The organism is Alcanivorax sp. (assembly GCF_040119285.1).
Taxonomy (GTDB): domain Bacteria; phylum Pseudomonadota; class Gammaproteobacteria; order Pseudomonadales; family Alcanivoracaceae; genus Alcanivorax.
In genome coordinates this window covers 61,313-73,099 of the sequence record NZ_JBEDTY010000010.1, presented here as the reverse complement: position 1 = coordinate 73,099, position 11,787 = coordinate 61,313, and the positions used below count along the sequence as shown (strand labels likewise).

Sequence of the window (11,787 nt, the reverse complement as noted above, 5' to 3'; positions counted from 1 at the left end):
CTCAGTGGCTGTGGCAATACAATAACGAACGGCCGAATTCAGCTATCGGCGGAGTACCCCCAGTCCAACGGCTAAAAGCGGGCTAACCCTCTACTCATACGGACGATTAAAAATGGGGGGATTACACATGGATGTTCGATTTCGATAAATATGCAAATAAGTTTTATTGTTGACGTGTTGCCTGCGGCAATATGACAGGGACTTTCTCTGCGATTTTCTGTTCTTATGGACAGGCTTGGCGTTACCGCTCTACCCATTTTTTGCGTTTTTTGTGGGGGAGATTTGTAAACGTATTTAAAAACAATCAGTTACGGGTTTGTTAAATGGGGGGCATTAGTTGATAATTATATCAAATTTAATATAATTCTCCGCCCGTCGGAGTTGGGAGAAATGAAATGGCTTTAAAATTCTACGACAGCCCATTTCACGTGACACATACAGAAAAAGTTGCCAGTAAGATGGCAATGAAGGTTGATTTGTCAATCATGATAAGTCAGCAAATACGAGAAAGAGGCTGGACACAAGTCGAAGCAGCAAGCGAGCTAGCGGTGAGCCAAGCTCGAATTTCTCAGCTTAAGAACGCAAAAGTTGAGAATTTCACTATTGATGCGATGTTTGACATCCTAGATCACCTAGGATTCCGCTCGATTGTCAAAGTCGACTCAGTTCACCGTGCTTCAATTTCAATATCTGACAACCAGGCCCTAGCTGTATAGGGCTTGGTTACTTCACTTCAGCAAGAAGTTCCCTAAGCCGTTGTTTGATAACCACCATCGCCTGTCTATCTGTCTGGTTTGTCGTTTTCTCGAAAAAGTGCAGAACGATCACGCTGTCAGCATATTTGGCAACATACACGCAACGGTAGGCGGGGCTGCCATTTATTTTGAGCTCTACTACGCCCCCCATTCCTCCGCCGTTTAGATGTGTGATTGGTATTGTTGGATCCTCTCCGAACTGGATACGTCTGAGCTCCTTACCAAATTCATCTTGAATCTCTGAGGGGAGGTCCTTGTATTCCCTTTCCGCAGCGTCGGAAACGAAACCGAACCTTTTGGGGGTTAATCTGCTCACTGCTCATCCTTGCAATTTCACCAAACTGAATATTCTAAAGACAATTCTGTGGCAGGCAATCTCCGAGTAGGACGATTGGTGCGGACAGCAACCCTGTTAATGTTGTAAATGAGAGTGTGGGTAGCCCGATCAACGCTAAGACAGGGTAGATGTTTGACGCTGGGACAGACAAAAAAAGGGCTAGAGATTGCTCTCTAACCCTTTTTTGTTTGTTTGGTAGCAAGGGGCGGACTTGAACCGCCGACCCCAGCATTATGAGAACGAATTTAACCTTTCTGTAGATGACTTATATTGGCTTTTCAGTGACTTGCATGGGGTTGGTTAGCTCTGATTGCCGGTAACTGACTGAACGGCGATACTGTAGTCAATTCAAATAATCATATTGGGGGGTAGGGATGTTAAAGGGAGCTTTGGGGGCACTGGCTGGCATTATGATATCAGGATGTGCGCTTAGCCCTTACGCAATGGAGGGGGTGAATGATCTGCCTGAGGATCAAACTGCAACCCTGACGATTGATACACCTTTCTTGGATCCCTATATCTTCATAACGATGATCGATGGGGTTCACCCGCGATCTTTTTCCAACACCTATAAGCTTTTGCCTGGTATGCGGCAGATCACTATGTCTGGTAATGCCCAAGGTGGATTTTATCCAGATCACAAAACGTTTGTTTTTGTCGCTGAGCCGGGTGGTCACTATGAAGTGGCATTGCCGGGAAAGGCTCATGCTCCATACTGGACTGCCGGTATCACAGACCTATCCACTGGTGAGCGGATCGATATAGCGGGCTATAGAAATCCGTGTGAATATAATTTTTGGACTGGGTCGAAGTGTGAGGTTCTCCAACTGGAAAAAGCACCGGAATGATGAGGAGGGTCGGGGTCAGGCCTTGCATCGTGTATGCCCCGTACACTCGGATGCAGCAATGATGCACGATTCAAGACCTGACCCCATGGCTTTCGGTTGCGTTTTTTAGTGGTGATTTTTCGTATTTAATAAATGGACTTGTTTTATATGGTTGATTCTTTTTTATATGGGTTGTTGTTTTTTTGGGAATTTTATGTGAGCGACAATGTTGCTGTTTTTGCTTTGTTGGTGTCATTGTTGTCACTGTTGATATCGAGCCGTTTTAATAAAAATATCATCAATATAAATAAAAGAGAATTAGAGATAAATGATAGGAAGCTAAAGCTAGAGGTTGATAATAAACTCTATGAGGTTTTTTGTTTGATTGGAGGGAATAAAAAAACGGAATTGATCCATTCTTTTTCTGATGTTCATGGTTTGCTTGAAGCTAAAAGGATTATCAGAGATTGCATAGTTTTGGACCCAGATAATAGTGCTGTTTATGTGATGAGAGGGTATGTGAGGGCAGCTCTAAATCAAATGGATTTGGCTGAGGAGGATTACAATTATGCAATTAAATTAAATTCAAATTGTTCGGAGGCTTATAATGCCCTAGGGCTTATTTTTATAGAAAACGGGAGGCTTGAAGAGGCGGAGGATAAAATTAGAAGTGCAATTAGTTTATCTGCATGTTCTTCGTATTATTTTAATTTGGGTAATGCCCTTGTAAAAATGGATCGACTTCATGATGCTGAGGAGGCTTATCTTTCTGCAGTAAGCTTTTCTGGTTTTTCTGATCCATACTATCTAAACCTTGGTTTGACTTTGTTCAGGAACGGGCAGTCAGAAAAAGCTTTGTCTGTGTTGAGTGATGCTGAACTATTTAATATTGATAACCCTAATTTTTATGTTGCAAAAGGGGTTTTGCTTTCTTCAACTGGAAATGAGCATGATGCTCGTGATGCTTTCATAAAAGCACTTCAGATTGATCCTGATTTTAAATTGGCATTGAGGTTTTTAGGAAAAAGCTTTCTAGAGAAAAAGGATTATTTTGAAGCAATAAAATATCTTAATAAGTTGGTTTCTGTGGATTCCTCCTCGGCGGAATCTCATTTTTTATTAGCAATAGCTTTGTTGGCTAATGATGAAGATGGGATGGCTGTTTATCATGTTCAGAAAGCGATTCAAATAGATCCCGATAATGAAGCTTATAGAGATGCTCTTCTTCAGTTCAGTAAAGTGGCAAATTATTAAGAGCGTGGGGTCCGGGGTAAGGTTTTGCATCGTGTATGCCCCGTACACTCAGACTCGTTTTTCTGATGGAGTCACAAGGCAAAGTTAGAAGCGAGGATGTAGTGCGTAGCCTTAAAGCTGTGCCTGTGACTGAAGGTTTATATGCAGTAGCGGTTAATCTTTTTAGTCCTTCGTTCTGATGGCGCTTGATCCTGCCAAAAAGCACATTGTTCGCTTAATTGTGCTTTCAGCCGTGCATGCTCTCTTTGCTGCTTCTGTTCATGCATGAGAGCTTCTCTTCTTTTTTGGTTAGCTTTGAAGGTCTCTTCAACCGCATCTTGTATTGGTTTGGCCGTTCCTCTGATTAAATCTCTTGTGATGCTTTGTGGGTTGAGCGCTGGGGTTTGCCTATATGCTTTGTCTCTTCCGCCTGGGCCATAGCAGTATTCCTCAACCATCATCCTGTTCTCGGGGGTGTCTTCCTTAACGATTTTTGCAGCCCAGAACCGGCAATTAGCTTGCCTCTCTTTTTTTTGAGCTTTAGTTTCAACCGGTACTTTCACTGGCGTTGCTGGTGGGTGAAATATTTGACTAATCCCGTTCAAAAGCTGGTTAAGCTCTTGCCTGAGTTGATACTCTTTATATTCGGTATAACCAATCCAGCCGCCAACAATGATCAATGCGGCAATCACGATCGCTGCGGCAATCGTTCCTGCGGGTGTGTTTTGATCATGTTTGCTGGTGGTGTCTAGATCTTGCCAATCTAGTCGTTCAGGCTTAATTTTGGGCATTGTTCTTTCCTGTCTTAACGATATGACCGGTATCGTTTATCCATGTGCCTGTCTGTGTCGCGGCTCATCTTGATGGCCTTTCGTCCTTGTTCCTGCGCCCGTTTTCTTCGTTCACCAGTCATTTGGTATGCGGCTTGATAGCTGCCAGGTGGACGGTGGCATTCTGCAATCTTCTTTGCGCTTTCGTAGTCTGAGCAAATGGGCTTGTACTTGGCGATGCGCTTTTCAAGCACAGCATCCGCTAGGGCGGTATTGGATAAACCAAAGAGGAGAGCGACAGACAGAGCAAGCTGCCAGCCTTGGCGTGGTGTGTTCATATCCCTTCCCTGAGATTAAAACGTATTATTTGCTGAACGTGATGAATCGCGCTCAGTCATTGTATGCATATTTTTTCTATTTGAGAGCCACCTTTTTGCTGCGCGTTGGATGATCGCTATACCCCGTTTTGCCCCGTTAAATTTTTGTTTGCCTCGCCGTACTGGGCTGGTTTGCCCGGCTTCTGGTGTTGATCTCTATTGGTAATATACAAACGAAAATATACAGCGTAGGCAGCTACGGACAATGCTAGGCAGGGAACAGGACAGCTCGAAGTCATTAACGAGCGCAAGGGTGATTGGCCGCCCGTGATGGATTGCCTCTGTGGGCAACACAACAGGTAGGCAATGAGGCAACCACAAAAAAGGGCTAGAGATTGCTCTCTAACCCTTTTTTGTTTGTTTGGTAGCAAGGGGCGGACTTGAACCGCCGACCCCAGCATTATGAGTGCTGTGCTCTAACCAGCTGAGCTACCTTGCCATTTGAGGCCGCGAATTTTCCGTGAGGGAGGGGCAGGTGTCAAGCACTGCTGGTGTGGCTGGGTAATGTTTAACCAGAAGTTGCCTGTGGGGCGGGGAATCTGCCATAGTTATCATGTAAATGAAAATCACTATCATTAATTGATCGGATTGATTAGCCTTGCTGGGCTAGAGTACTTGACCAAATTGCTCGGGATTACTACTCTCCCTTTTAAAATACACGCAAGAAAGGTGTGGATATGCGTTTGACGACCAAAGGCCGCTATGCGGTAACCGCTATGTTGGATCTGGCGCTGCATGCTGCGACGGGGCCGGTGTCGTTGGCGGATATTTCCGAACGTCAGGGCATTTCCATTTCTTATCTGGAACAGTTGTTTGCCAAGCTGCGTCGCAATGGCCTGGTGAGCAGCGTGCGTGGCCCCGGTGGCGGTTATCAGCTCAGCCGGAACAGTGAGCTGATTGATGTAGCCGCGGTGATTGCGGCGGTGGATGAGTCCGTTGATGCCACTCGTTGTGGCGGCCATGGGGATTGTCAGGAAGGGGATATCTGCCTGACTCACCACCTATGGTGCGATTTGTCTGATCAGATTCAGGATTTTCTCAGCGGTATTACGCTGGGTGAACTGGTCGCCCGCCAGGAAGTGCGGCAGGTGGCCCAGCGTCAGGATCGACACCAGCAGCGCTTACCCGTCAGCAGCCTTTGATTGTGTGCCGGCAGTGCCGGCTTCTGTAACCCGATACCAGCCATACGATACCCATCATGAGTAATGCCGTTTATCTGGACTATGCGGCGACCACTCCGGTAGACCCGGCGGTGGTGGACGCTATGGTCCGTCATCTTGGCCCTGAGGGCACCTTTGCCAACCCTGCGTCCCGCAGCCACCTTTATGGCTGGCTGGCGGAGGAAGCCGTGGAGTCCGCCCGTCGCCAGGTGGCTGATTTGTTGAATGCCGATCCCCGTGAAGTGGTGTGGACCAGTGGTGCTACAGAGGCCAATAATCTGGCCTTGAAAGGCGTGCTCGATGCCCGTGGAGGCGGCCATGTGATTACGGGTGCGACGGAGCACAAAGCGGTGCTGGACGCCTGTGGCTGGCTGGAGACGCAGGGCCACGCTGTGACCTACCTGAAGCCGCAAAGCAATGGCCAGATAAGCCCTGAGAGTGTTGCCGCGGCGCTGCGAGACGACACCGTGCTGGTGAGCGTAATGCATGCCAATAACGAAACCGGTGTGATTAACGATATTGCTGCCATTGGCGGGGTGTGCCGTGAGCGGGGTGTGCTGTTCCATACCGATGCGGCCCAGTCTGTGGGGAAGTTACCCCTAGACGTAAAAAACTTGCCGGTGGATCTGGTGTCAGTGTGTGCTCACAAGGTCTATGGGCCAAAGGGGATCGGGGCTTTGTATGTGCGCCGTTCCCCGGATGTAAAGGTGGCCGCACAAATTCATGGCGGTGGCCATGAGCGGGGCATGCGTTCCGGTACTTTGGCAACCCACCAGATTGTGGGCATGGGCGAAGCTTTTGCTTTGGCGGGCTCTTTGAAGGATGAGGAAGGGCCGCGTATCTGCGCGTTGCGTGATCGGCTGTGGCGTGGTATCGCGGCGCTGGGTGGTGTGAGCGTCAATGGTGAGGGTGCTGCGCGCTTGCCTGGCCATTTAAATGTGGCGTTCGAGGGTGTGGATGGTGAAATGCTGCTCACAGCCATGAATGGGGTGGCGGTGTCTTCAGGGTCCGCTTGTACCTCCGCGTCGCTAGAGCCTTCCTACGTTCTCAAAGCTATGGGCGTGACCGATGCGCTGGCCCATGGGTCGATCCGTTTTTCGGTGGGGCGTTTTACTTCGCCGGAGGATATTGAGCGGGCGATAAGCTCGGTGGTTGATGCCGTAAACCGCTTGCGCACGGTATCCGCTTAACGCCCCTGGTGATGTGGTTTTCTATGCCGGGCCGGGCTCGACCAGCGCCCCTATTTTCGGGGGCGATGTTGCGGAGAAGGAAAGAAAGCCTGAGTTCAGGCGGCTAGCTGGGTGGCCTGTTGCTTGATTTTGGCGACCATGGCACGCAGGCCGTTGCCGCGGGTAGGGCTCAGGTGGCTGAGCAAGTCGATACGCTCAAAGAAGGCGTCCATGTCGTAATCGCGGGCGCCCTCAGGAGATTGCCGATTCAGTGCAGAAAGCACAATGGCGGCAAGCCCTTTAACGATGAGCGCATCGGAATCTACCGCCAAGTACAGAGTGCCAGCGTCGTTGTCGTAATCGGTTTCCAGCCACACTTGGCTTTGGCAGCCGCGTACGAAACGGTCCTCGGTTTTTAAGCCCTCCGGCAGGGCCGGCAGCTGTTTGCCCAGGTCTATGATATAGCGGTAGCGCTCTTCCCAGTCATCCAGAAATTCTAGATCTTCGGCGATATCTTCCGCGGTAATCTCATTGCCAAGCTTAATGCTGCGAATATCAAAATCAGACACGTTGTTGAGCTCCGTGGCCTGACGCTGGATGCCTGACGCCAAAGGCTAACCGCTGTCGTGGTTTTGCGCGTCTGGCGTTTGGCGTCCGAGGTCCGGCGTAAACTAAAACATCCCCAGCTCGAGCTGGGCTTCTTCACTGATCATTTCGCGGCTCCAGGGTGGGTCGAACACTAGGGCCACTTCCACCTTGTCTACATTGGGAACCTTGCCCAAGCGGTCTTCCACGTCGCCCACCAGCACTGGGCCCATGCCGCAGTTGGGGGCGGTGAGAGTCATGCGGACCTGCACCACATTTTGTCCGTCTCGTTGAATAACGTCGCAGCCGTAGACCAGGCCCAAGGCCATAATGCTTACCGGAATTTCCGGATCGAAAATGGTTTCCAAGACGGTGTTCAGGTCGTCGTCGCGGACGCTGCCATCGTCATTGGCGGGGGCAAAGTTTAGCTCCAGTGGCTCTTGGCCGATGGCATCCGCATCGGTGCCGTCGATGCGCGCCATATTGCCATTAATGGTAACGGTATAGGTGCCGCCCAGCGCCTGGCGCAGGTTGACGAAGCTGTTCTTGGGAATGGTTATACGGGTGCCGTCCGGTACCTTGCGGGCCGGAACGTCGCGTTGAACCACTACCGTGCGTTGGTCTGCCATTATTTATCCGGGCTACTGGTTAGACGTCGTCGACGGTAAAGCTTTCGCCGCAACCGCATTCGCCGGTGGCGTTGGGATTGCGAAACTTGAACAGGCTGTTGACCCCTTCGGTGACGTAGTCGATAACCAGACCATTCAACATGGGCAGCCATTTTTCCGGCACGTAGAGGTTTACGCCATCGATTTTGAACAGCTTGTCGCCGTCTTTGGCGCTTTCCACGAAGTCCAGGGTGTACATGAAGCCGGAACAGCCGGACTCGTCCAGATCCAGACGAATACCGGCGGCACTGGCCCGCTGGATCTCGCGCAGGGCCTGTTGGTTGGCGGCCTCGGTCAGGTGCAGTGTGACCTGGCCGGGTTGGAATGTCTGAACTGTCATGTTGTACCTTCCTTGCGAGCTTGCGAGGAGTGAGTTGTAAGTTCAAAGTTTAACGTTGAAAGGCGTGGGTATGGGCAAAGTGCCTTCCGACCATGCGCGTGCGCTTCGGGCAGTTCTGAACTGTCGCTGCCACTGCCGTTTCCGTTTAGCGTCAATACGCGACGGCGTTTAAACTTTGAGCTTTCAACGTCCGCTGCATGAATATTTCAGTCAGTGAGGCTATCAGTAAAGCCCTGATCTTCAGAGAAATGTCTTCACTTTCTCCAGACCTTCGAACAAGCGATCTACCTCTTCCAACGTATTATAAATCGAGAATGAGGCCCTGACAGTGCCGGGTATGCCCAGAGTATCCATCAGGGGCATGGTGCAGTGGTGGCCGGTGCGTAGGGCAATGCCTTGTTTGTCCAGCAGCATGCCCACATCGGCTGGGTGGCCGCCATCCAGCAGAAAGGACAGCACACTGACTTTATTGGCGGCGGTACCGATGATTTTCAAGCCGTCGCAGGCTTGGGCCCGCTCTGTGGCATGGGCCAGCAGGGCGTCTTCGTGGGCAGCCAGCGCCGGGCGGTCCTGTTGTTGCAGCCACTCAATGGCGGCGGCCAGGCCAATAGCGCCGGCAATGTTTGGGGTGCCGGCTTCGAATTTGTAGGGCAGCTGATTCCAGGTGCTTTTTTCGAAGCTCACCGTTTCAATCATTTCCCCGCCGGTCTGGTAGGGCGGCATGGCCTCCAGCTGTTCGCGGCGACCGTAGAGCACGCCTATGCCAGTGGGGCCAAATACCTTGTGGCCGGAAAAGGCGTAGAAATCCACGTCCAGGTCCTGCACGTCCACGGGGAAGTGCGCCACTGCTTGAGCACCGTCGATCAGGGTAATGGCGCCGGCGGCTTTGGCCTTGGCGATCATCGCTTTTACCGGATTCAGGGTGCCCAGCGCATTGCTGGCATGGCCGATGGCGAAAATCTTTGTTTTGCTGCTGAGTAACTGCTCAAAGGCGGCCTGATCCAGGCTGCAATCATCGCGCAGAGGGATCACTTTCAGGGTGGCGCCGGTGGCGGCGCAGGCCTGTTGCCAAGGCACGATATTGGCGTGGTGCTCACTGGTGCCAATCAGCACTTCGTCGCCCGGCTGCAGGCGCTCACGGGCAACGCACTGGGCCACCATGTTGATGGACTCGGTGGTGCCCTTGGTCCACAAAATTTCTTCGCGGCTGGCGTTGAGGAAATCCGCCACGGTTTGGCGGGCGCCTTCAAACTGGCCGGTGGCCTCGTCACTCAGATAGTGGGCGCCGCGATGGACGTTGGAGTTCACCGTGCGGTAGTAGTTGTCCAGCGCGTTGAGCACTGCTACCGGTTTTTGGGTGGTGGCGCCGTTATCCAGGTACACCAGCGGTTTGCCGTTGACTTGCTGATCCAGAATCGGAAATTGCGCACGCAGGGCCTGAATATCCATCACGCGGCAGACTCTTGCGCCGGCGAGGTGTGGGCCAGCTCGGCTTCCAGCCAGGGGGTGGCCCACTGCGCCACTTTTTCGTGGGGCAGGGTCATCAGCAGTTCGTTAACAAAGCCCAGGCTCAGCATGCGCTTGGCTTCGGCTGCCGGGATGCCGCGCGATTGCAGGTAAAATTGCTGCATGGCATCGAGCTGGCCTACGGTGGTCCCGTGGGCACACTTCACGTCATCGTTGTAGATTTCCAGCTCCGGCTTGGTGTTGATCTCCGCGCCGGGGTTGAGCAGTAGATTCTTGTTGGATAGCCCGGCATTGGTGCCGCTGGCACCGGGGTGGATATGGATGCGGCCGTTGAACACCGCTTTGCCTCTTTCGCCGGCCAGGCCTTTGAAGTTCTGATCCGATTCCCCGTTGGGAACCGCGTGCTCCACGCACATCTGGTTGTCCACGTGGCTGTTATCTCGCACCACGAAGATGCCTTTCATGTTTAGCTCGGCGCCGCTTTTGTTCACCAGGGCGCGTACATCGTTGCGGCGCAGGCGGTTGCCGGTCATCAGCTGGTAGCTGTCCACCTTGCTGGCACCTTGCTGATCGATGATCAGGGTGCCGATATGTAAGGTGGATGCCTGTTCGCCTTGCAGCCGGTAGTGGGTCAGCTGAGCGTTGTCGGCGGTGATCAGGGCGGTGACTGCATTGGTCAACGCCTCGCCTTGCGCATGGTAATGCTCGATCACGGCGGCTTCGGCACCCTGATTGAGGACCACTACCAGGCGGGGGTTGCAGTGTGCAGGAGTATCACTGGCTGCCTGAATTTGCACATGAATGGGCTGTTCGATGCGCGTATTGGCGGCCACCGTAAGCACGATGGGCTGGCTGGCAACGGCGCTGTTATAGAATGCAAAGGGCGTCTGCAGGCCGTTGATGGCCGGGCCCTCATGGGACAAGGTCACGCCGTCGGGCAGGTTGTGGTCGACTAGCTGCCCATTGTTGATGGTCACCACATGCTTAGACAGGGCGGGCAGCGGCGGGTTGATTTCGCCGTCGGCAATGGCGTTGAGATGGCCATCGGCCAGTGCCTGCAAGGAGGTGTACTTCCAGCGCTCGGTCTTGCGTTCCGGGAAGCTGGCGGCTTCCAGCGCGGCCAAGGCATCGCCTTCGCTGCCGTTACGCTGTGCGTTGGCGAGCGCTTGGGTTTTTAATTCCTGTGCTAGAGAGGAAGCAGAGAGACTCATGCGGATTCCTCTTCTCCGGTAAGCCAGCCGTAACCTTTTTGTTCCAGTTCGAAAGCCAGTTCTTTACCACCGGATTTGATGATTTGGCCATTGGACAGGACGTGCACGAAGTCCGGCACAATATAGTCCAGCAGGCGTTGATAGTGGGTCACCAGCACGATGCCGCGCTCGGGGCTACGCAGGGAATTGACGCCCTTGGCCACGGTTTGCAGCGCGTCGATGTCGAGGCCGGAGTCGGTTTCATCGAGCAGCGCCAGTTTCGGTTCCATCAGCAGCATTTGCATGATTTCGTTGCGCTTTTTCTCGCCGCCAGAGAAGCCTTCGTTAACGCCGCGCTTGAGGAAGCTGGCATCCAGATTGACTTGCTTGCAGGCTGTGCGGGCCTGGCGCAGCAGCGTAACCGAATCCCACTCTTCCTTGCCTTGGGCACCGCGAACAGATTCCAGTGCGGCTTTTAGAAATTCCATGTTGGAGACGCCGGGGATTTCCACCGGGTACTGGAAGGCCAGGAACAGGCCGGCCTGGGCGCGCTCTTCCGGCTCCAGGTCTGCCAGGCTTTTGCCTTCGAAAAGAGCTTCACCACCGGTGATTGCGTAATTGTCACGACCCGCCAGCACGTTGGCCAGAGTGGATTTGCCGGAGCCATTGGGGCCCATGATGGCGTGCACCTCACCCGGTTTAACGGTCAGGTTCAAACCCTTGAGAATCGGCTTGTCCGCCACGGTGGCGTGCAGATCACGAATTTCCAGCATATTTTGATGCGCCTTTCGGTTGGGCTGGGAGGCCAGCCCGGGTTGATTCGGTTTGCGGTGGGAGCAGGCCTGCTCGCGATCCATGATTGGTAAAGGGCGAATCGCTTGCGGGCAAACTCCCACACAGTCATTTTGA

The 11,787-nt window shown here is 52.5% G+C and carries 14 protein-coding genes and 1 tRNA gene; 5 read left to right on the top strand and 10 right to left on the bottom strand.

The window, feature by feature from the left end:
• The first annotated feature begins 395 nt into the window (after positions 1-395).
• Complete coding sequence (locus ABNH10_RS03900) at positions 396-716, top strand: helix-turn-helix domain-containing protein (RefSeq protein WP_349384824.1); 321 nt, start codon at positions 396-398, stop codon at positions 714-716.
• Positions 717-723: 7 nt separating this feature from the next.
• Here the strand turns inward: ABNH10_RS03900 and ABNH10_RS03895 are convergent, their stop codons facing one another.
• The gene (locus ABNH10_RS03895) at positions 724-1,071 is read right to left on the bottom strand and encodes a type II toxin-antitoxin system RelE/ParE family toxin (protein ID WP_349384823.1); all 348 of its coding nucleotides are present in this window, start codon (positions 1,069-1,071) and stop codon (positions 724-726) included.
• Positions 1,072-1,466: 395 nt separating this feature from the next.
• Here ABNH10_RS03895 and ABNH10_RS03890 point away from each other — a divergent pair, with 395 nt between their 5' ends.
• A complete protein-coding gene (locus tag ABNH10_RS03890) occupies positions 1,467-1,940 on the top strand; it encodes a hypothetical protein (RefSeq protein WP_349384822.1) in 474 nt (157 codons plus the stop codon).
• Positions 1,941-2,135: 195 nt separating this feature from the next.
• Complete coding sequence (locus ABNH10_RS03885) at positions 2,136-3,173, top strand: tetratricopeptide repeat protein (RefSeq protein ID WP_349384821.1); 1,038 nt, start codon at positions 2,136-2,138, stop codon at positions 3,171-3,173.
• Between the two features lie 137 nt (positions 3,174-3,310).
• On the opposite strand, the gene ABNH10_RS03880 is transcribed toward ABNH10_RS03885, so the two are convergent.
• The 3 genes from ABNH10_RS03880 to ABNH10_RS03870 all read right to left on the bottom strand — a co-directional run bounded on the left by ABNH10_RS03880 (position 3,311) and on the right by ABNH10_RS03870 (position 4,738).
• On the bottom strand, positions 3,311-3,943 hold the full coding sequence (locus tag ABNH10_RS03880) for a hypothetical protein (protein WP_349384820.1): 633 nt from the start codon (positions 3,941-3,943) through the stop codon (positions 3,311-3,313).
• A 14-nt stretch (positions 3,944-3,957) separates the two neighbouring features.
• Complete coding sequence (locus ABNH10_RS03875) at positions 3,958-4,260, bottom strand: hypothetical protein (protein WP_349384819.1); 303 nt, start codon at positions 4,258-4,260, stop codon at positions 3,958-3,960.
• Between the two features lie 401 nt (positions 4,261-4,661).
• Positions 4,662-4,738, bottom strand: a tRNA-Met gene (locus tag ABNH10_RS03870).
• Positions 4,739-4,976: 238 nt separating this feature from the next.
• Between ABNH10_RS03870 and iscR the strand changes: the two genes are divergently transcribed.
• Positions 4,977-5,441 carry a Fe-S cluster assembly transcriptional regulator IscR gene (gene iscR / locus ABNH10_RS03865; RefSeq protein ID WP_349384818.1) on the top strand — a complete coding sequence of 155 codons (465 nt, stop codon included), beginning with the start codon at positions 4,977-4,979 and terminating at the stop codon, positions 5,439-5,441.
• Between the two features lie 56 nt (positions 5,442-5,497).
• Positions 5,498-6,649, top strand: coding sequence for an IscS subfamily cysteine desulfurase (locus ABNH10_RS03860; protein WP_349384817.1), 1,152 nt, complete (start codon positions 5,498-5,500; stop codon positions 6,647-6,649).
• A gap of 95 nt (positions 6,650-6,744) precedes the next feature.
• On the opposite strand, the gene ABNH10_RS03855 is transcribed toward ABNH10_RS03860, so the two are convergent.
• From ABNH10_RS03855 to sufC, 6 genes are all read right to left on the bottom strand, one after another.
• On the bottom strand, positions 6,745-7,197 hold the full coding sequence (locus ABNH10_RS03855) for a SufE family protein (RefSeq protein WP_349384816.1): 453 nt from the start codon (positions 7,195-7,197) through the stop codon (positions 6,745-6,747).
• A gap of 102 nt (positions 7,198-7,299) precedes the next feature.
• Positions 7,300-7,842: a putative Fe-S cluster assembly protein SufT gene (sufT, locus tag ABNH10_RS03850; RefSeq protein ID WP_011589149.1), complete on the bottom strand. Its 543-nt coding sequence runs from the start codon at positions 7,840-7,842 to the stop codon at positions 7,300-7,302.
• Positions 7,843-7,861: 19 nt separating this feature from the next.
• Positions 7,862-8,221: a HesB/IscA family protein gene (locus tag ABNH10_RS03845; protein WP_349384815.1), complete on the bottom strand. Its 360-nt coding sequence runs from the start codon at positions 8,219-8,221 to the stop codon at positions 7,862-7,864.
• Positions 8,222-8,461: 240 nt separating this feature from the next.
• The gene (locus tag ABNH10_RS03840) at positions 8,462-9,670 is read right to left on the bottom strand and encodes an aminotransferase class V-fold PLP-dependent enzyme (protein ID WP_349384825.1); all 1,209 of its coding nucleotides are present in this window, start codon (positions 9,668-9,670) and stop codon (positions 8,462-8,464) included.
• Positions 9,670-10,899 (bottom strand): Fe-S cluster assembly protein SufD, encoded by a 1,230-nt coding sequence (gene sufD / locus ABNH10_RS03835; protein ID WP_349384814.1) that lies wholly within the window; start codon positions 10,897-10,899, stop codon positions 9,670-9,672. Before sufD ends, ABNH10_RS03840 begins: the two co-directional genes overlap by 1 nt.
• Positions 10,896-11,651, bottom strand: a complete 756-nt coding sequence (sufC, locus tag ABNH10_RS03830; RefSeq protein ID WP_349384813.1) for a Fe-S cluster assembly ATPase SufC — start codon at positions 11,649-11,651, stop codon at positions 10,896-10,898. The genes sufD and sufC overlap by 4 nt, the downstream gene beginning before the upstream one ends.
• Positions 11,652-11,787: the final 136 nt, after the last annotated feature.